The 20350-nt window shown below is 60.5% G+C and carries 16 protein-coding genes and 1 pseudogene; 8 read left to right on the plus strand and 9 right to left on the minus strand.

Annotated elements, in window-relative coordinates:
* Positions 1-36: 36 nt before the first annotated feature.
* The 3 genes and pseudogenes from AB7M22_RS12055 to AB7M22_RS12065 all read right to left on the minus strand — a co-directional run bounded on the left by AB7M22_RS12055 (position 37) and on the right by AB7M22_RS12065 (position 2326).
* Positions 37-747 carry an ABC transporter permease gene (locus AB7M22_RS12055; protein WP_008008584.1) on the minus strand — a complete coding sequence of 237 codons (711 nt, stop codon included), beginning with the start codon at positions 745-747 and terminating at the stop codon, positions 37-39.
* Positions 744-1469, minus strand: coding sequence for an ABC transporter permease (locus AB7M22_RS12060; protein ID WP_008008586.1), 726 nt, complete (start codon positions 1467-1469; stop codon positions 744-746). Before AB7M22_RS12060 ends, AB7M22_RS12055 begins: the two co-directional genes overlap by 4 nt.
* Positions 1470-1545: 76 nt before the next feature.
* Positions 1546-2326 (minus strand): annotated as a pseudogene (locus tag AB7M22_RS12065) (transporter substrate-binding domain-containing protein).
* Positions 2327-2878: 552 nt separating this feature from the next.
* On the opposite strand from AB7M22_RS12065, the gene AB7M22_RS12070 reads away from it, so the two are divergent.
* Positions 2879-3985: an enoyl-CoA hydratase/isomerase family protein gene (locus AB7M22_RS12070; protein WP_454186452.1), complete on the plus strand. Its 1107-nt coding sequence runs from the start codon at positions 2879-2881 to the stop codon at positions 3983-3985.
* 3 nt (positions 3986-3988) lie between these two features.
* The gene (locus tag AB7M22_RS12075) at positions 3989-5140 is read left to right on the plus strand and encodes an acyl-CoA dehydrogenase family protein (protein WP_454186453.1); all 1152 of its coding nucleotides are present in this window, start codon (positions 3989-3991) and stop codon (positions 5138-5140) included.
* Positions 5141-5263: 123 nt separating this feature from the next.
* On the opposite strand, the gene AB7M22_RS12080 is transcribed toward AB7M22_RS12075, so the two are convergent.
* The 6 genes from AB7M22_RS12080 to AB7M22_RS12105 all read right to left on the minus strand — a co-directional run bounded on the left by AB7M22_RS12080 (position 5264) and on the right by AB7M22_RS12105 (position 12284).
* Entirely contained in the window at positions 5264-6037 is a 774-nt protein-coding gene (locus AB7M22_RS12080) for an enoyl-CoA hydratase (protein ID WP_052966350.1), read from the minus strand.
* 14 nt (positions 6038-6051) lie between these two features.
* On the minus strand, positions 6052-7179 hold the full coding sequence (locus tag AB7M22_RS12085) for an acyl-CoA dehydrogenase (RefSeq protein ID WP_427624632.1): 1128 nt from the start codon (positions 7177-7179) through the stop codon (positions 6052-6054).
* A gap of 165 nt (positions 7180-7344) precedes the next feature.
* A complete protein-coding gene (locus tag AB7M22_RS12090) occupies positions 7345-8538 on the minus strand; it encodes an acetyl-CoA C-acyltransferase (RefSeq protein WP_454186454.1) in 1194 nt (397 codons plus the stop codon).
* Positions 8539-8550: 12 nt separating this feature from the next.
* The gene (locus AB7M22_RS12095) at positions 8551-9312 is read right to left on the minus strand and encodes an SDR family NAD(P)-dependent oxidoreductase (protein ID WP_454186455.1); all 762 of its coding nucleotides are present in this window, start codon (positions 9310-9312) and stop codon (positions 8551-8553) included.
* A gap of 16 nt (positions 9313-9328) precedes the next feature.
* Entirely contained in the window at positions 9329-10993 is a 1665-nt protein-coding gene (locus AB7M22_RS12100) for an AMP-binding protein (protein ID WP_454186456.1), read from the minus strand.
* A 274-nt stretch (positions 10994-11267) separates the two neighbouring features.
* The gene (locus AB7M22_RS12105) at positions 11268-12284 is read right to left on the minus strand and encodes an AraC family transcriptional regulator (protein WP_454186457.1); all 1017 of its coding nucleotides are present in this window, start codon (positions 12282-12284) and stop codon (positions 11268-11270) included.
* 157 nt (positions 12285-12441) lie between these two features.
* Between AB7M22_RS12105 and AB7M22_RS12110 the strand changes: the two genes are divergently transcribed.
* The 6 genes from AB7M22_RS12110 (at position 12442) to efeB (ending at position 20332) form a co-directional block, all read left to right on the plus strand.
* A complete protein-coding gene (locus tag AB7M22_RS12110) occupies positions 12442-14142 on the plus strand; it encodes a molecular chaperone HscC (protein WP_454188793.1) in 1701 nt (566 codons plus the stop codon).
* Positions 14133-15848 carry a hypothetical protein gene (locus AB7M22_RS12115; RefSeq protein WP_454186458.1) on the plus strand — a complete coding sequence of 572 codons (1716 nt, stop codon included), beginning with the start codon at positions 14133-14135 and terminating at the stop codon, positions 15846-15848. The genes AB7M22_RS12110 and AB7M22_RS12115 overlap by 10 nt, the downstream gene beginning before the upstream one ends.
* Positions 15845-16852: a DUF3829 domain-containing protein gene (locus AB7M22_RS12120; protein ID WP_454186459.1), complete on the plus strand. Its 1008-nt coding sequence runs from the start codon at positions 15845-15847 to the stop codon at positions 16850-16852. The genes AB7M22_RS12115 and AB7M22_RS12120 overlap by 4 nt, the downstream gene beginning before the upstream one ends.
* A 115-nt stretch (positions 16853-16967) precedes the next feature.
* Entirely contained in the window at positions 16968-17807 is an 840-nt protein-coding gene (gene efeU / locus AB7M22_RS12125; protein WP_454186460.1) for an iron uptake transporter permease EfeU, read from the plus strand.
* Positions 17808-17815: 8 nt separating this feature from the next.
* Positions 17816-19015, plus strand: coding sequence for an iron uptake system protein EfeO (gene efeO, locus AB7M22_RS12130; RefSeq protein ID WP_454186461.1), 1200 nt, complete (start codon positions 17816-17818; stop codon positions 19013-19015).
* An 18-nt stretch (positions 19016-19033) separates the two neighbouring features.
* Positions 19034-20332, plus strand: a complete 1299-nt coding sequence (gene efeB / locus AB7M22_RS12135) for an iron uptake transporter deferrochelatase/peroxidase subunit (protein WP_454186462.1) — start codon at positions 19034-19036, stop codon at positions 20330-20332.
* The last annotated feature ends 18 nt before the right edge of the window (positions 20333-20350 follow it).

Here is a 20350-nt window from a genome sequence, read left to right on the forward strand (position 1 = left end):
CGCCTGCTGCGACGCTGCCCTGGATGAAAAGAGGAATTAGTGCGCCGGCCCAAGGAAGCTCAACCAGCGCTTCTCCGCCAGACGAAACGCGCCGACCAGCCCGAACGACAGCGCGAGGTACAGCAGGCCGGCGATGCCGAAGGCCTGAAAGGTCATGAAGGTCGCGGCATTGGCGTCCCGGGCGACTTTGAGAATGTCGGGAATGGTCGCGGTGAACGCCACCGACGTGGCATGCAACATCAGGATCACTTCGTTGCTGTAATACGGCAGCGCCCGGCGCAACGCCGAAGGCAGGATCAGCCGCAGGTACAGGCGCCAACCGCTCAAGCCATAGGCATGGGCCGCCTCGATCTCACCGTAAGGAATGCTGCGAATCGCCCCGGCGAAGATTTCCACGGTGTAGGCGCAGGTGTTGAGCGTGAACGCCAGCAAGGTGCAATTCATCGCGTCGCGAAAGAACGCTTCGAGCAGCGGTTGCGAGCGAACCACGGCGATGCCGTAGATCCCGCTGTAGCAAATCAGCAACTGGATATACAGCGGCGTGCCACGAAACACATAGGTAAACAGCTGAACCGGCCAACGCAGCAGGCCCCAGCGCGAAGTGCGCATGATCGCCAACGGCAGCGACAGGAAGAACCCCATCACAATGCTCGCCACCAACAGCCACAAGGTCATCGCCAATCCGGTGAGGCTATAACCGTCGCTGAACAGAAAGGGTTTCCAGTATTCGGCAATCAACTCGATCATCGCGCCATCCCCCGTACACCCTGGTTATAACGCCGCTCGAGTACTCGCAGTACGTAGTTCGACGCGCTGGTGATCAGCAGGTACAGCGCCCCCGCCAACAGCAGGAAATCGAGCATGTTGAAGGTGCTTTTACCGGCTTCTTGCGCGACCTTGACCAGGTCCGACAAGCCGATGATCGACACCAGCGCCGTGGCCTTGAGCAATACCAGCCAGTTGTTGCCCAGGCTCGGCAAGGCGAAGCGCATCATTTGCGGGAACACCACGAAACGAAAGCGCTGCCAGCGGTTCAGCCCAAAGCTGGCGGCGGCTTCCTGTTGGCCACGCGGCACGCTCAGGATTGCCCCGCGAAAGGTCTCGGTGAAATACGCGCCGTAGATAAAACCGAGGGTGACGACGCCGGCCACAAACGGATCGATCTCCATGTAAGGCCAGCCCATGGCTTCGGTCAGGCTGCTCAGCCAGCCTTGCAGGCTGTAGAAAATCAACAGCATCAGCACCAGGTCCGGCACCCCACGAATCAGCGTTGTGTAGAAGGTGGCGGGCAGGTTCAACAGTTTCAGCGGCGACAGCTTGGCCGCCGCGCCGAGCAGCCCCAGCGCCATGCTGACCAGCAGCGACAGCGCCGACAATTTGAGGGTGACCCAGGTGCCATGCAGCAACAAAGGGCCATAGCCTTGCAGGGCCGAAAGATCGACCCCGATCAGATTCAGGAAGGAATTCACGCCAGTCACCTGTCTTGAGGCACTCGCTTGCAAGCGCTACGCCTGTTACCAGGACGCAGCGCTTTGGGCGCGAGGATCAGTTGTTGTAGAGGTCCAGATCGCCGAAGTGCTTCTGCTGGATCTGTGCGTAGATGCCCTTTTCATGCAGGGCCTTGATGGCGGCATTGAGCATGCCTTTGAGCTCTTCGTTGTCCTTGCGGATGCCGATGGCGATTTCCGACGGCACCAATGGGTCGCTGATGCCTTCGCTGTTCTGGAAGTCCACCCCTTGCGGCGACGTCAGAAAGCTCATCTGCGCTTGCAGCTTGTCCTGAATTGACGCATCAAGACGCCCGAAAACCAGGTCGGCGTAGACCTGATCCTGGTTCTGATAAGCACGCAGTTTCACCCCGCCCGGCCCCAGTTTGGCCTTGGCATAGGTTTCCTGAATCGTGCCCTGCATGTAACCGATGGTTTTGCCCCGCAGCGATTCGGGCGGTGGGCAACAAGCCGGAATCCTTGCGGGTGACGATGGCGGTCGGCCCGGCATACAGGCGATCGGTGAAGTCGATCTGTTTTTTGCGCGCGTCGGTGACAGTCATCGAGGATTCGATGGCGTCGAACTTGCCCGCCTTCAGGGCCGGGATCAGCCCGTCGAAGTCATTGCTGACCCACACGCATTTCAACTTCAGTTCGGCACAAATCGCATTGCCCAGGTCCACGCCAAACCCCTGCACGCCGCCATCGGCGGTGGTGGATTCAAAAGGCGGGTAACTGGGGTTGACGCCGAATCGCAACTCTTTCCATTCCTTGGCGCTGGCTCCGGTGGAGCAGCACAGCAAAGCCAATGCCGGTAAGGTCAGCCATTTGATGTTCATCTTCTAGAGTCCCGGATTATTTGGATTTATCGCGGCTTGGCGCCTGCGCCGCACCACACTTTTTGACAGGGGCAGAGAGTCGATGCGGTATTCACCGCAGCCGTATTTGTTGTTGTTTTCGACTGGGTCTAATCAGTCGTCGGGGTGCAGTCCGTTCCAGGCTCTTGATCGCAAGTGCTTGAAATGGACCGTCAGAATGCCAATTGCCTGGACGGCACGGGTGTCGTAAGCCCCTGTTCAGACAGCTCAAGTGCGCTGAACGGAGGCCTTTCACAGCCGATTCTGTCGTTGATTACCGGATGGGGATGAAAGATCAAAAGATCGCAGCCTGCGGCAGCTCCTGCGTTGACCGCATCCACCGCGATTTTTCGGTATGAACACCAATCCCGTAGGAGCTGCCGAAGGCTGCGATCTTTTGATTTTACGTTACGGTAAAAATGCAGACGGGACCTGCACATATCCCGGTTGTACATCACAAATTTGCACTGTTACGATCCAGCATCGCTCGCGCGCGAGCGTCCTATAAAGAACAATAAAAGCAGGGAGTTAGTGATGACTGCTCAGGTTTCATCCCCGGCAACACAGTCCATGGATGCCACGCAAAACGAAGTGTTGGCCGAGGTTCGCAATCACATCGGTCACCTGACCCTCAATCGCCCCGCCGGCCTTAACGCCATTACCCTGGACATGGTCCGCAGCCTGCAACAGCAACTCGACGCATGGGCTGCAGATCCGCAGATAAACGCAGTGGTGTTGCGCGGCGCTGGTGAGAAAGCGTTCTGTGCCGGCGGCGATATTCGCTCGCTATATGACAGTTTCAAAAGCGGCGACACCCTGCACGAAGACTTCTTCGTCGAGGAATACGCCCTCGACCTCGCCATCCATCACTATCGCAAACCGGTCCTGGCCTTGATGGACGGCTTTGTGCTGGGCGGTGGCATGGGGCTGGTGCAAGGCGCCGATTTGCGCGTGGTCACCGAGCGCAGCCGTCTGGCGATGCCGGAAGTGGCCATCGGTTATTTCCCGGATGTCGGTGGCAGCCATTTTCTGCCACGCGTTCCCGGTGAACTGGGTATTTACCTCGGTGTCAGCGGCGTGCAAATCCGCGCCGCCGATGCGCTCTATTGCGGCCTGGCCGACTGGTACCTGGAAAGCAACAAGCTGGGCACTCTGGACGAGCAACTCGATCAGCTCCAATGGCACGAAACTCCGTTGAAGGACCTTCAAGGCCTGCTGGCGAAACTCGCCGTGCAACAACTGCCGGCTGCACCATTAGCGGCATTGCGGCCGGCCATCGATCACTTCTTCGCCCTGCCCGATGTGCCGAGTATGGTGGAACAACTGCGTGAAGTGACCGTCGCCGATAGCCACGAGTGGGCCACGGCCACCGCCGACCTGCTGGAAAGCCGTTCACCGCTGGCCATGGGCGTGACCCTGGAAATGCTGCGGCGCGGTCGGCACCTGAGCCTGGAACAGTGCTTCGCCCTCGAACTGCACCTGGATCGCCAGTGGTTCGAACGCGGCGACCTGATCGAAGGCGTGCGCGCCTTGCTGATCGACAAAGACAAGAACCCGCGCTGGAACCCGCCGACTCTGCAGGCGCTGGACGCCGGGCACGTGGCGAGTTTTTTCACCGGGTTCGACCAGAGCGGGAGCTGAGCCATGCACGATATCGAATTGAGTGAAGAGCAAGTGATGATCCGCGACATGGCCCGGGATTTTGCCCGTGGCGAAATCGCCCCCCACGCACAGGCCTGGGAAAAGGCCGGCTGGATCGATGACGGTCTGGTGGCGAAGATGGGTGAACTGGGTCTGCTGGGCATGGTGGTGCCCGAGGAATGGGGCGGCACTTATGTCGACTACGTGGCCTACGCCTTGGCGGTGGAAGAGATTTCCGCTGGTGACGGCGCCACCGGTGCGCTGATGAGCATCCACAACTCCGTGGGCTGCGGGCCGGTGCTCAACTACGGCACCGAAGAACAGAAACAGCAATGGTTGCCAGACCTCGCCAGCGGCCAGGCCATCGGCTGCTTCTGCCTCACCGAACCCCAGGCCGGGTCCGAAGCGCATAACCTGCGCACCCGCGCCGAATTGCGCGACGGCCAGTGGGTGATCAACGGCGCCAAGCAATTCGTCAGCAATGGCAAACGGGCGAAACTGGCGATTGTCTTCGCCGTGACCGATCCGGAGCTGGGCAAGCGCGGCATCTCAGCGTTCCTGGTGCCGACCGAAACCACGGGGTTCATCGTCGACCGCAGTGAACACAAGATGGGCATCCGCGCTTCCGACACCTGCGCCGTCACGCTGAACAATTGCACCGTTCCCGAGGCCAATCTGCTGGGCGAACGCGGCAAAGGCCTGGCCATCGCCCTCTCCAACCTCGAAGGCGGCCGCATTGGCATCGCCGCGCAAGCCTTGGGCATCGCCCGGGCAGCGTTCGAAGCGGCGCTGGCTTATGCGCGGGATAGGGTGCAGTTCGACAAGCCGATCATCGAGCACCAAAGCATCGCCAATATGCTGGCCGACATGCACACCCGTCTGAATGCTGCACGTTTGTTGATCCTGCACGCCGCGCGGTTGCGCAGTGCCGACAAGCCGTGTCTGTCGGAGGCTTCACAGGCCAAGCTGTTTGCATCCGAGATGGCCGAGAAGGTCTGCTCGTCGGCGATACAGATTCATGGCGGGTATGGGTATCTGGAAGATTACCCGGTGGAGCGCTACTACCGGGATGCGCGGATCACGCAGATTTATGAAGGGTCGAGCGAGATACAGCGGATGGTGATTGCCCGGGAGTTGAAAAATTATCTGGTGTGACCTTTAAAAGCATCGCGGGCAAGCCCGCTCCCACAGGTTTCTCGAGCGTATACAAAATTTGTGAACGCCGGAAACCACTGTGGGAGCGGGCTTGCCCGCGATGACGTCCGCGAGGACGCCGCATTACTTGCCGACGAACTCTGCCTCACGCTTGGCAATAAACGCCGCCATCCCTTCCTTCTGATCCTGCGTCGCAAACGCTGCATGGAACACCCGGCGTTCAAAACGCACGCCTTCCGACAGGCTGACTTCAAAGGCGCGGTTGACGCTTTCCTTGATCATCATCGCAATCGGCAGCGACTTCTTGGCAATCAGCGCCGCGACTTTCAGCGCTTCTTCCAATAGCTCATCCGCCGGCACGATCCGCGCAACGATGCCGCAACGCTCTGCTTCCACCGCATCGATCAAACGCCCGCTCAGGCACATTTCCATGGCCTTGGCCTTGCCCACCGCGCGAGTCAGGCGCTGGGTGCCGCCCATGCCCGGCAGCACACCTAGGTTGATTTCCGGCTGACCGAATTTGGCGTTGTCGCCCGCCAGAATGAAGTCGCACATCAACGCCAGTTCACAACCACCGCCCAAGGCGAAACCGTTGACCGCGGCGATGATCGGCTTGCGGCGGTTGGCCACGCGATCACTGTCGCTGAATAGGTCATCGAGGTAGATCTGCGGGTAGGTCAGCTCGGCCATTTCCTTGATATCGGCGCCTGCGGCGAAGGCTTTTTTCGAGCCGGTCAGCACGATGCAACCGATGTTCGAATCAGCTTCCAGGCCATCGAGGGCGTGGTTCAGTTCGCTGACAATTTGCGCATTCAACGCGTTCAAGGCTTGCGGACGGTTGAGGGTAATCAGGCCGACGCGGCCGTGGGTTTCCAGCAAAATCGTTTCGTAGTTCATAGGTGGATTCCTTCTCAAAGATTGCGCGAAATGACCATGCGCTGAATGTCGCTGGTGCCTTCGTAGATCTGGCACACCCGCACGTCGCGGTAAATCCGCTCCAGCGGGAAGTCGTTCAGGTAACCGTAACCGCCGAGGGTTTGCAACGCCGAGGAGCAGACCTTCTCGGCCATCTCCGAAGCGAACAGCTTGGCCATGGACGCTTCGACCAGCGCCGGTTTACCGCTGTCGCGCAACGCTGCAGCGTAATGCACCATCTGCCGGGCGACGGCAATCTGGGTTGCCATGTCCGCCAGCCGAAAGGCCACCGCCTGGTGTTCGATGATCGGCTTGCCGAAACTCTCGCGTTCACGGGCATAGTCGCGGGCTGCTTCGAACGCGGCGCGGGCCATGCCCACCGATTGCGAGGCGATGCCGACACGGCCGCCTTCGAGGTTGGCCAGGGCGATCTTGTAGCCTTCGCCCTCCTCGCCCAGTCGATTGGCCACCGGCACTTTCACATCCTCGAAGAGGATCTGGCAGGTATCGGAGGCGTGCTGACCGAGCTTGTCTTCGACTCGCGCGACTTTATAGCCCGGCGAATCGGTGGGCACGATCAGCGCCGTAATCCCACGTTTGCCGGCACTCGGGTCAGTCACCGCAAACACGATCACCACCCCGGCGTTTTGCCCGGAGGTGATGAACTGCTTGCAACCGTTGAGCACGTAGTGATCGCCGTCGAGCCGCGCGCGGGTTTTCAGGCTGCTCGCATCGGAGCCGGCTTGCGGTTCGGTCAGGGCAAACGCACCGAGCATCGCGCCGCTGGCCAGAGGCTTGAGGAAGCGTTCTTTCTGATCGTCGTTGCCGAACTTGAGGATCGGCACGCAACCCACCGAGTTGTGCACGCTCATGATGGTCGAGCAGGCGCCATCGCCGGCAGCGATTTCTTCGAGGGCCATGGCGTAAGCCAGGTAACCGGTGTCACAACCGCCCCACTCTTCCGGCACCAGCATGCCGAAGAAGCCCAGGTCGGCCATCTCGCCGATGGCTTCCTTGGGGAAGCGATGTTCGCGATCCCATTCGGCGGCGAACGGTTTCAGCCGTTCCTGGGCAAACTGCCGGGCCGCGTCGCTGATCTGAAGTTGTTCGTCATTGGGAATCATGCCAAGTCCTTAAAAATTTGCCTTCGTACAAAATGCCTGTCAGTCGAAACACAGAACCTGTGGGAGCGGGCTTGCCCGCGATAGCGATCTGTCAGGCAACATCCTTGGCGCCTGTAAAACCGTCATCGCGGGCGAGCCCGCTCCCACAAGGATTGGCGTCAGCCCTTAATACAGGCACTCAACAGCCATCGCCGTGGCTTCGCCGCCGCCGATGCAGATCGCTGCAACACCGAGTTTCAGGCCTTTCTGGCGCAGGGCCGAGAGCAAGGTCACGAGGATCCGCGCGCCGGACGCACCGATCGGGTGGCCCAAGGCGCAGGCTCCACCGTGAACGTTGATCTTCTCGTGGGGGATTTCCAGTTTGGTCATGGTCACCAGACTCACCACCGCAAACGCTTCGTTGACTTCGAACAACTCGACTTCGTCCAGGGACCAGCCGGTTTTCTGCATCAGTTTCTTGATCGCGCCCACCGGTGCCACCGGGAACAGCCCCGGCGTATCGGCAAATGCAGCGTGTCCATGAATCACCGCCAGCGGTTTCAGGCCTTGTTTCTCGGCTTCGGAACGGCGCATCAGCACCAGTGCCGCCGCGCCGTCGGAGATCGAACTGGAGTTCGCCGCCGTCACGGTGCCGCCGTCGCGGAACGCCGGTTTCAGCGAGGCGATCTTGTCCAGTTTGGCTTTCGGCGGCTGCTCGTCGTGGCTGATCAGCACCTGCTCTTTGCCGACGGTCACGGTGAGCGGCACGATCTCGGCGTTGAAGCTGCCGTCCTTGATCGCCTGTTGGGCGCGAGTGGTCGACGCGATGGCAAAGGCGTCTTGCGCTTCGCGGGTAAAACCGTTGGTTTCGGCGCAATCCTCGGCGAAGGTGCCCATCAGGCGGCCCTTGTCGTAGGCATCTTCCAGGCCGTCGAGGAACATGTGATCGAGCACCCGGCCGTGGCCCATGCGGTAACCGCTGCGGGCGCGGTCCAGCAGGTACGGCGCGTTGGACATGCTTTCCATGCCACCGGCGACGACCACATCGGCACTGCCGGCGATCAGCATGTCGTGGGCCAGGATCGTGGCCTCCATGCCCGAGCCGCACATCTTGTTCAGTGTCGTGCAGCGAGTCGATTTATCCAGCCCGGCGCCCAGCGCCGCTTGCCGCGCCGGCGCCTGGCCGAGACCGGCGGAGAGCACGCAGCCGAACAGCACTTCTTCTACGGAATCAGGGGCGACACCGGCACGCTCAACGGCAGCACGAATCGCCGCGGCGCCCAGCTGCGGCGCGGTCAGGCTTTTCAGTTCGCCCTGGAAACCGCCCATCGGGGTGCGGACGGCGCTGACAATAACAATCGGATCGTTGGAAAGTGTCATGTCTAATCCTCCTTATTTGGCGGCCATGCGCAGGGCACCGTCGAGACGGATCACCTCGCCGTTGAGCATGCAGTTTTCTATGATATGCCTGACCAGCGCGGCGTACTCGCTCGCCTTGCCCAGGCGAGGTGGAAACGGCACGCCAGCGGCCAAGGACTCGCGCACTTCAGGGGTCATTCCGGCCATCATCGGTGTTTCGAAAATGCCTGGGGCGATGGTCATCACGCGGATACCGAAGCGTGCCAGTTCACGGGCGGCGGGCAAGGTCAGGCTGACGATCGCGCCTTTCGACGCCGAATACGCGGCCTGGCCGATCTGGCCGTCGAAGGCTGCGGCCGAAGCGGTGTTGATGATCACCCCACGCTCGCCATCTTCATTGGCTTCGGTTTCGGCGATGGCTGCCGCCGCCAGGCGCAGCATGTTGAAACTGCCGATCAGGTTGACGTTGATCACCTGGCTGAAACTGGCCAGTGCATGGGGGCCGTTCTTGCCGAGGATCTTCTCGCCACGGACGATACCGGCGCAATTGACCAGACCATTGAGGCCGCCAAACGCTTTGACTGTCGCCTGCACCGCCGCTTCTGCGGCAGTTTCATTGCTGATATCCGCCACCACGCTTTGCGCGCCCAGACGTGCAGCCTGGGCCGCGACGGCTTCGGCGTTCATGTCCACCAGCATTACCTTGGCACCGGCAGTGACCAGCATTTCAGCGGTGGCGGCACCGAGGCCGGACGCACCGCCGGTGACGAGAAAAACCTTGTTTTCGATCTGCATCATTGTTTCCTTGGATTCAAGCTGAAACGTTCTTCGCGGTGGCCTCTTGAGCCTTGGCGATTTCCTGGTTGCGCAAGATAAAGCGCTGCAATTTGCCGCTTGGGGTTTTCGGCAACTCGCTGACAAATTCAATTTCACGGGGGTACGCGTGCGCCGCCAGACGCTTGCGCACGTGTTGGCGCAGCTCTTCGGCGAGCGCAGGTTCGGCGCGGTATTGCGGGCTGAGCACAACGAAGGCTTTGACCAGCTCGGTGCGCTCCGGATCGGGCTTGCCGATCACCGCCGCTTCGACCACTGCCGGGTGTTCGATCAGCGCGCTTTCGACGTCGAACGGACCAACGCGGTAGCCGGAGGTGGTGATCACGTCGTCGCTGCGGCCGACGAAGCTGATGCTGCCGTCCGGGTTCCACTCGACGGTGTCGCCGCTCAGGTAATAGTTGCCGACGAAAGCCTTGGTCGGCGCGCCTTCGTAACCGCCGAACCAGCACATCGGCGATTGGGTCCGGTCGATGGCCAGGATGCCTGGCTGGCCGACGCCCAGTTCTTTGTATTCATCGTCGAGCACCACGATACGGTGGCCCGGCGAGGCAAAACCGGCAGCGCCGACGTGCACCGGATGATCGAGGCCGTGGTGATTGCACAACACCATGCCCAGTTCGGTCTGGCCGTAATGGTCATGAATCACCACGCCGAGGTTATCGACGAACCAGCGGATCACTTCCGGGTTCAGCGGCTCGCCGGCGCTGCTGACAATGCGCAACTTGCCCTTGATCGAGCGGGCAAACTCGTCGCCACCGGCAATCAGCAAGCGGTAGGCAGTCGGCGAACCGGTGAGGTTGGTGATCCCGTATTTGTTGATCACCCGGCAGGTGCTTTCGAGGGTGAAGGGGCCATCGTAAAAGGTGATCGGATGCCCCATCGCCATCGGCCCGGTGACGCCGAAATAGATGCCGTAGGCCCAACCCGGATCGGCGACGTTCCAGAACGCGTCTTCAGGGCGCAAATCCACGGCGTCACGGGTGTAGCTCTGGAACGCGACGATCGCCTTGAGCGGCACCGACAGCGCTTTCGACGGGCCGGTGGTGCCCGAGGTGAACATCAGCAGGAACGGATCTTCACCGCTCAGCAACACCGGTTCGCACTCGGAGGAATAATTGGCCAGTTCGGCCCAGAAACTGAAGTCGCCACGGACGATGCCCTGGCCCTTGGCGCCGCCAACGGTAACGATGGTCGGGCAGTCGGCCACTTCAGCGAGTTTCGGGCGGTTGACCGCGTCGGTCACCACCACTTTGGCGCCGGAACTGCTCAGACGGTGTTCGATGGCTTTCGGGCCGAAGGCAGTAAACAGCGGCTGATAGACCGCGCCGATGCGCCAGGTGGCGAACACGGTGATCAGTAATTCGATGTTGCGTGGCAGGAGGCCGGCGACTTTATCGCCCTTCTTCACGCCCTGGGCCAGCAGGAAATTGGCGAAGCGCGCGGCTTTGTCCTGCAAGTCGCTGAAGGTGTAGGTCGCGCTGGCGCCGTCGCGACCTTCCCAGAACAGCGCGATGCGTCCCGGCAAGGCATGCCGGTCGCAACACTCGACGCAGGCATTGAGCGCGCTCAACGACCCTGTGAGCGCGGCATCGACGGTGTGCTGATAATTGAACTGTGACGTGGCAGACAAGTAATCGCGCATTGCCAGAATCCCTGTGTGTTTTTATTAGGTAGGGGGAACCGTAAACAACAGGGAAATACTCGCTCTGCGCGGGGAGCGGGACAATGGTCAAAGCTATCAAGTTGTGTGACTGGTTTGGCCAAAGGCCGAAGGATGCGGCGCCCGGATGACCGCCATCGCGGGCAAGCCCGCTCCCACAGGTTTTGCGGCGTGTACGACATTTATGGTCACCGCATATCACTGTGGGAGCGGGCTTGCCCGCGATGACGCCAGAACAGGCAGCAGAAAATCCGGATCAGTCAGCCTCGTTAAGAATCAAACTCCGATAATGCCCAGGATTAGACCCCGACCACTTGCGAAACGCCTTGTAGAACGAGCTGGCATCGGCAAACCCCAAACGGGTGGCGATTTCGGCGAAGCTGATGGCAGGCTCAGCCAGCCAGACGATGGCCAATTCCTTGCGCACGCTGTCCTTGAGCCCCTGATACGTCTGGCCCTCTTCAGCCAAACGTCGGCGCAAGGTCGAGGCCGACATGCACAGTTGCTGCGCCAGCGCCTCGGTTTCCGGCCAATGCTCGGCAGGCAGTTGCCGCAGATCATGCTTGATCCGGCTGGCCAGGCTTTCGGGATCGCGGTACTTGACCAGAATGTTCGCCGGCGCATGAGCGAGGAATCGCTTCAATTCTTCAGCGCTGCGCTTGATCGGCAAATCCAGGCAATCGGCCGAAAAAATCATCCGTGTGCGCGGCCGGTCGAACCGCAGGTTCTCGGAGAACATCACCCGATAGTCATCACAAAAATCCGGCGCCGGGCAACGCAACTCGATGGCCAGGATCGGTATCCGCCGCCCCGCCAGCCAGCAGGCCACGCCGTGCACGATCATCCAGTAAGTGAAATAGGTGAAGGCGCGGCGCGGGTCTTCGTCGTCCTCCAGCAGAACGATTTCCGCCAGGCTTTGCTGGCGAACCAATTGCGCGGGCATGCGTTCGAGCATCAACGACAGAAAGCTCAGCCCCGCGGTCAGCCCGGCAGCCAGGCTTGGCTGAACCATCGAACAACGACAGAGAAACTCCAGGCTGCCGGACTTGAGCTTGCGCGGGTCCATGCCAAAAAACTCATCGTCCCCGCGCCGGGCCAGCAAGCGCCACAACCGCGCATAGGCGGTGGCCGGAACACGGGCGTCGGTGGTTTCCAGCAGCGCCGGATCGATGCCGACCTTGTTCAACACCTCTTCGGTGGCAGCGCCCGGGGCGCAACTTTGCAACAGCGCTTCACGCACCAGTTGAATGGAGATGGTGTCTTTTTCCGACATAAACGTCACTCGGGTGTACTGATTAATCTGTTGGCCATCTTAGGCAGCACGGAGTAAAAAGCCAGTCCTGCGCAAAAGCCTGCTCAACTACCTGGCCCTGTGGCCGATAGGCTGTTGCCGGGAATTCCCGAATTGACATGGAGTTGTAAACGTTACGATCGTCGGCATTGATTTGGGCACCACCAACAGCCTGGTTGCCGTTTGGCGCAACGGCGCGCCCGAACTGGTTCCCAACGCTCTGGAAAGTCTGCTGACCCCAAGCGTGGTGGGCCTTGACGACGAGGGTCGAGTGCTGGTCGGTCAGGCTGCCAAGGAACGTTTGCAGACTCATCCCCACCTGACGGCGGCATTGTTCAAACGACACATGGGCAGTGCTCATGAACTTCGTCTCGGCACCCGATCGTTCCGCCCGGAAGAACTGTCGGCACTGGTGCTGCGCAGCCTTAAGGAAGACGTCGAACGCAGCTACGGAGAAACGGTCACTGAAGCGGTGATCAGCGTACCCGCCTATTTCAACGACGCTCAACGCAAAGCCACGAGAATCGCTGGCGAGTTGGCCGGCCTCAAGGTCGAACGGCTGATCAACGAACCGACTGCCGCGGCGCTCGCTTACGGATTGCATCAACGCGACAGCGCCAGTTCGTTTCTGGTGTTCGACCTCGGTGGCGGCACCTTCGACGTGTCGATCCTCGAACTGTTCGACGGCGTCATGGAAGTACGCGCCAGCGCCGGCGACAACTTTCTGGGCGGTGAAGACTTTGACACCGTGCTGGTTCAGGCCTTTGTCGCCGCACACGCCAACCGTAGCGATATGCCCTCACTGACGGAGCCGAATGTCGCCCATCGCCTGCGCCGCGAAGCCGAACGCGTGCGCCATGCCCTTGGCCAGGCCGACGGCGCGACCTTCGTCCTGCGCCATGGCTCCGGCCAATGGGAGCAAACGTTCACCCAGACGCAGTTGGCCGAACTCTGCGCGCCGCTACTTGTGCGTCTGCGCACGCCGATCGAAACCGCGCTGCGCGACGCGCGTATTCGGCCATCGGAGCTGGATGAAGTCCTGCTGGTGGGCGGTACGACCCGCATGCCAATGATCCGGCGGATGGTCGCCGGATTATTCGGCCGGTTTCCTTCGATTGCGCTTAATCCGGACGAATCGATTGCGCTGGGTGCGGCGGTGCAAGCGGCCCTAAAGGCCCGGGATGCGGCACTCGAAGAGGTGGTATTAACCGACGTTTGCCCGTACACCCTCGGCATCGAAACCGCGATCACCGTCGGCGAAGGCGTGGAAGCGGGTCATTATCTGCCGATTATCGAACGTAACTGCGTCGTGCCGGTGAGCCGGGTCAAATCGGTGTACACCTTGCGCGACAATCAGCGCAAAGTGCTATTGAAGGTTTATCAGGGCGAAAATCGTTGGGTAAGAGAGAACATTCACTTGGGTGAAATGGAGATTGAAGTGCCATTGGCACCGGCCGGCGAGATTGGCATCGACGTTCGCTTCACTTACGACAACAACGGCCTGCTCGAAGCCGAGGCGCACATACCGCGGACCGGCGAGCGCCGTAGCCTGGTGATCGAAAACAATCCCGGCGTACTCGACCCCGACGAGATCCAGCAACGCCTGACCGCGTTGGCCAACCTCAAGGTTCACCCGCGTGAACAACAGGTCAACAGCCTGCTGACCGCACGACTCGAACGGTTGTATCAGGAAAGCCTCGGCGACTTGCGTCAGCGACTCGATCACATGGCTAACCGTTTCCAGCAGACGCTCGACAGCCAGGATGATCGGGTCATTCGTGAGTTGCGTGTGCAACTGATGCAACAACTCGATGAGCTAGAACAAGGCTTATGGCGTTGAACTGCTGGGTCATTCTGGGTCTAGAGGCTGACGCCGACTCACGCAGCATTAAACGCCAGTACGCGGCACTACTCAAAGTTCACCGCCCGGATGAAGACCCGAGCGGTTTTCAGCGTCTGCGCGAAGCGTACGAGCAGGCGATGGAGTGGAGCCGCCGCGTACCGGCGATGCCGTCAGCCAGTCAGCGCGAACCCACGGTTGAACTACAGTCACCTGCGCCGTCGTTTGACGCAGGGCTGAGCTTGGAACTGGAACATCTACGGTTTGAGCCGCATGCCGGAGCACAACGGGCGGAGCAGTTACTGGAGAACGTTACAGTCGACCGGCTCGATGAACGTCTGGCGCAGGCACGGGTCTCTCACTGCACTCAAGAGTTCGAAGATCAGTTGTTGATGATGTGCCTGTCACCGCGCAACGACAGGATGTTGCTGGCAGCCTGGGGACTGGAACAATTCAACTGGCTCAGTGCCTGGCAACGCCTGGATTTATCACCGCAAGCACTTGAGTTGCTGCTTCGCACTTACTGCAAACATGTGGAAAAGTGCTTGCGCGAGCTGCTTGACTCGGGTCAGGTCGACGCGTTCATCGAGCGCTTTGTGGCGCTCAAACAAGCCGACTGGTTGCAGCCGTTCGAACGCCACGACTGGTTTAATGAAACCGTGGCCCGTCTACTGGTGGATTCAAGCTTCTGGTCGGTCCACTTGTTCGAAACGCTGTGTACACATCAACACTGGCACGTCGCCGCGAACGAAGCCGAAACCGAAGGGCGTTGCCCGCCACCTTATTGGACGGCACTGTTGCAGCGCCGAGATAGCCAGGTTTTTATTGAAACCCTGGAACGCCTGGCCGACCTGAATGATCGTGAGCCCCAGAGCCGCGCAGCACGCTTGTTACTGACGCCGATGACCGACGCCGAGCGAAGCACCTTCGCCAGGCGTTTTTTTGAGGCGGACTGGAATGCCTGCCACATGCTCAGCGAGAAGCTCCAGCGCCTGGACCCGGCGCGATGCCGAAAAATGCCAAACGGCGATCCGTATTTCTGGAAGGCCCTTATGCAGCCCCTCCAGGGCTGGCCCATGTTTGCCGGGTTGTTTGGCGCGTCGCTCACCTGGGCAGCCGGCGAATACCTCAATGATCTATCCGGTATCGGCGCGAGCTTTGCCGCGATGCTGTTCTGGCTGTGCGTGTTGGCTACGCCCGGCGCGGTATTGCTGTGGGTCTGGCGCCCGATGGCGGATCGGTTCTGGTCATTGGACGTGCGTTTGAGCCGTGCTGTGTCGCCTCGACTCAGCTTTAGACGCCCTGCGCCGCTGGTGTTGCGCGAGTTGCTGCCCTGCTGGCTGATGGGGGCTCTGACATGGGCCTGCTGTGGCGCTCCGGCATTTATCAGCTACATCGTGGTGTTGCTGGCGCTAGCTGCATTGAGTCGTGTCGTCTGGCCAGAAGCGCTACACGTCAAACCTTTCAAGGTTCGGTTACCCGCCTGGGGCCCAGTACCATGTTTTGCCCTGATGATTGGGATCATTGGTCTGACGCTCCTGTTTTACACCATTGCCCGCAGTCAGTTGATGGGGCCGAATCAAGGATTGCAACCTTTTTCCGAACGCAGTTGTAGTGGGCCCCTCGACAGTCGTCAGGAATGCCGGATCGCCCCCACCCAGGAACAATGGTATGGGCAATCACGCACGCAGGAGGGGCAACGATGAACAAACGCGCTAAGGCAATCGCAATAACCGCCGTGCTGACACTCACCTTTCTCGGTATGTTGAGAGAGCATCAAAGCACCCTTCTGGCCCCGATTCAGCGCTGGATCCATCAACCCGACATCGCCGAGCGGGAAAAAGCCAGCGCCTTGCGACCGATGATTGCCTGCCTCAATTCTACCGACAGTCGTTGGCGTCACGCCTACACCCGTTACCTGAATCGAGACCGCAAACCTGATCCAACCCTGAAACAGCGCTTTCCCGAAGACTTCGAGCCAATGGTCGAAGTCAGAGAGCGACTCAATCTTCTGCGCGGTCACGATGCCTATGGCTGTCGACTGAACGAGTTGCAAAAAAATAATCTGCAGAGGTGGGCACCTCAACTGCTGCCGTTGCAAATACGCTTTGAATCGGCCCTGGCGGCAGCCAACGAGGCAGCGCAAGGGTTCGACTTTTTCAACTCCGTGCCCGCCTACTCGCTCAGTCCTGCGGAAAAAACCCAACGTGACAGCGTGTTCTTGCCGTTGGTCGATGCATACCTCAAGGCTTCAGACGAACTGCGCCGGCAATTGGACAGTGAAGATCTGAAACTTCGCCAGGTTCAGCTTGAGCAGCTCAAGCTCCGGGAGCAGCTCAAATACGCCCATATCCTGACCTATATGCTGGAAGCACGAACCCTCATGCTCAGGCTCGACAGCGCCGTTCGCGAGCAAAACCTCACCGTCAATGACCTGGGCGACGCGACAATCATGCTGCAACAGGCCTGGGATGACGGAAGCCGTTACATGCAAGCCAACCCGCCAACCAGCAACGCAGATTACCCGGAATACATCTGGAACTATGTGCGTTCGCCCGGCAGGAACTATCTGAACGCCGTCAACAAGCTGCGTGACGACTGGGCGGCCAAGGCCTCGCCGCAACAATTGAGTGATGACTTCGAGCGGATCGGCCGTTGCTATGATCAGTTGATCGAGATCTACAACGATCGGGTGAATCCGCTGTTTTGACGGACTTTGCCAATGCGTTCAGCTTACGTTCAGCTAAATGCCAATGACTGGCATATGAGAATTAGTTTCATCATGTTACAAATTAGCACCCTATCTAATTTCCCTCCGGTGCTGAATGCTCGTTCCTTTTCTGATCATGCTGCGCGAAGGCATTGAAGCCGCGCTGATCGTTGGCATCATCGCCAGTTACCTCAAACAGACCGGTCGCGGTCAATGGATGCCCGCCGTGTGGATCGGCGTATTCCTCGCCGTCGCTTTGGCCCTTTTGGTGGGTGGCGGCCTGGAACTGGTCAGCGCCGAGTTCCCGCAAAAGCAGCAAGAGCTATTTGAAGGTGTGGTCGGTCTGGTGGCGGTCGGCATCCTCAGTTCCATGGTGTTCTGGATGCGCAAGGTGGCGCGTTCAATCAAGCATTCGCTGCACGTTTCCCTTGATCACGCGTTGACCGGTTCCAAACACCAGGTCACCGCACTGATCGCCATGGTGTTCTTTGCTGTAGCCCGGGAAGGTCTGGAAACGGTGTTCTTCCTGCTCGCGGTGTTCCAGCAAAGCGAAGGCCCGGCCGCGCCGATCGGCGCCCTGCTCGGCCTGGTCCTGGCGATCATCATCGGCTTCCTGATCTACACCGGCAGCATGCGCCTGAACCTCTCGGCGTTTTTCCGTTGGACCGGGCTGTTCATCCTGGTGGTGGCCGCCGGGATTCTCGCCAATTCGGTGCAGGCGCTGCATGAAGCCGGCGTGTGGAATCACCTGCAAACCGTGCTCTTCGACTTCAGCGCCACACTGCCGATGGACGGCCCGCTGGGCTCGGTGCTGGCGGGGATGTTTGGCTATCAGGACGCGCCAACCGTCAGCACCCTCGGGGCGTATCTGATTTATCTGTTGGTGGCGCTGCTGATGTTTTTTCTGCCGGCTGCCGCCCCCGCTCAAACACCCTCTTCCGTTTCCAGTCAGTAAGGGCACCCATGCCAAATCAAGCCACTCCCCAGGCTTCCCCTCCCCGCGCCTTGCGCTGGGCGGTGGCCGGCTCGGTGATCGTGATGATCGCCGCCGCCGGCCTGTTCTACTACGCCTCGAAAATGGCCGCGGCCAAGCGCCAGACGAACCATGACGAAGTGGTCGTGACCATTCACCCGCACAGCTGCGAGCCGAATGCGCTGACGGTCCCGGCTGGTCGCGCCAGTTTCCGCATCGTCAACCGCTCGGACCGCGCCGTCGAATGGGAAATCCTCGACGGGGTGCTGGTGGTCGAAGAACGCGAGAACATCGCCCCGGGCCTGAGCCAGGTGATCAATGCCAACCTGCTGCCCGGCGACTATGCAATCACTTGTGGCCTGCTGAGCAATCCACGCGGCACCTTGCATGTCACCCCGACTGCCGCCTCCGATGCGGCTGCCAAAGCGCGCCCATCGATGGTGGCGTTTATTGGTCCGCTGTCGGAGTTCCGCGTCTACCTGAACAGCCAGAGCACGGCGCTGATCAAAGCCGTCACTGCCCTTGAGCAAGCGATCGAAGCCGGCGACCTGAGCCGGGCGCAAGCCTTGTATGTGCCGGCGCGCGCGGCCTATCAACGGCTGGCTCCAGCGGCCCAGCGCCTGGCGGAGCTGGACAATGCGATCAACGCCCGCGCCGATTACTTCGACAAGCGCGAGCAGGATCCGGGTTTCGTTGGTTTCCACCGTCTTGAGTACGCACTGTTCCAGCAACGCAACCTCGATGGCCTGACGCCTGTTGCCCAGCGCCTGATCAGCGATGTCACCACCCTCAAACAGCAACTGCTGGCCCAGTCGCTGCCGCCGGAACAATGGGTGGGCATTCTGGTGCGCAACCTCAACAGCCTCGCCGATGTCCGCGCCAGCAACGGTGAAGAAGAACGCTACAGCCACACCGACCTGAACGGCTTTGCCGCCAACCTCGACGCGACCCGCAAAGTCGTCGACCTGTTGCGGCCATTGCTGAGCAAATCCGCTGCCCAATTGCTGCCGAAAATCGACAGCGCGATTACCGCCTTCGACGCCGAACTCAACGGCTTCAAGGTCAAGGATGGCTACGCCAGTTACGACACCGTCAGCGCCGAGCAACGCAAGCACATCGCCGACAAGGCCAAGGTTCTGGCCGAAGCACTCGATGGAATCGATCCCGCCCTTGGCCTTTCCGGCCTGTAAGCAGAAGACCACTTTCACATGAACGACTCAGAACAGTTTTCAGCACAACGCCGTCGCGTCTTGATGGGCATGGGCGCCGCCGGTGTGGCATTAGCCGGTTCGGCCCTGAGCTGCCCGGCCATGGCCGCCAGCCCCGCGCAAGTCACCGAAGCGCCGAGCAGCGACAAAACCGAGGACCGCCACGCGTTCCACGGCAAGCACCAGACCGGCATTGTCACCCCGCGTCCGGCATCGGGCATGCTGGTGTCGTTCGACGTACTGGCCAGCGACCGCGAAGATCTGGAGCGGTTGTTTCGCACGCTCAACGAGCGCATCGCGTTCCTGATGCAGGGCGGCCCGGTGGCCCAGGTCGATCCGAAACTGCCGCCACTGGATTCAGGGATTCTTGGCCCGGTGGTGACGCCAGACAACCTGACCATCACCGTCTCGGTAGGCGAGTCGCTGTTCGACGAACGCTTCGGTCTGGCCGGCGCCAAGCCCAAGCGGCTGAGCCGCATGGTCGGTTTCCCCAACGATGCACTGGAAGCCGACTGCTGCCACGGCGACCTGAGCCTGCAGTTCTGCTCCAACACCACCGACACCAATATCCACGCCCTGCGCGACATCGTGAAAAACCTGCCGGACCTGTTGCTGGTGCGCTGGAAACAGGAAGGCAGCGTGCCGCCCCAGGCCCCAGCGAAACCCGGTGTACCGGCGCAAAGCGCGCGCAATTTTCTGGGATTTCGCGACGGCTCGGCTAACCCGGATTCCAACGACACCAAGGCCATGGACAGCATCGTCTGGGTCCAGCCCGGCAGCGACGAACCGGCCTGGGCAGTCAATGGCAGCTATCAGGCGGTGCGGATTATCCGCAACTTCGTCGAACGCTGGGACCGCACGCCGCTGCAAGAACAGCAAAGCATTCTCGGCCGGGTCAAGAGCACCGGCGCACCGATGGATGGCGAACACGAAACCCAAGTCCCGGACTACGCCAAAGACCCGCAAGGCAAGCTGACCAAGCTCGACGCCCACATCCGCCTGGCCAACCCGCGCACCGCCGCGACCCAGGCCAACCTGATCCTGCGCCGGCCGTTCAACTACTCCAACGGTGTGAACAAGAACGGTCAGCTGGACATGGGCTTGCTGTTCATCTGCTACCAGGCAGACCTGCAAAAAGGCTTCATCACCGTGCAAACCCGACTCAACGGTGAGCCATTGGAGGAATACCTCAAACCGGTCGGCGGCGGGTACTTCTTCACCTTGCCCGGCGTGACAGACGACAAGGATTTCATCGGTCGCTCGTTGCTCAACGCCACACACACCAAAGCCTCAGCCTGACGCTTAACCACCCCACGG

Source organism: Pseudomonas sp. ADAK2 TE3594, from assembly GCF_053628675.1.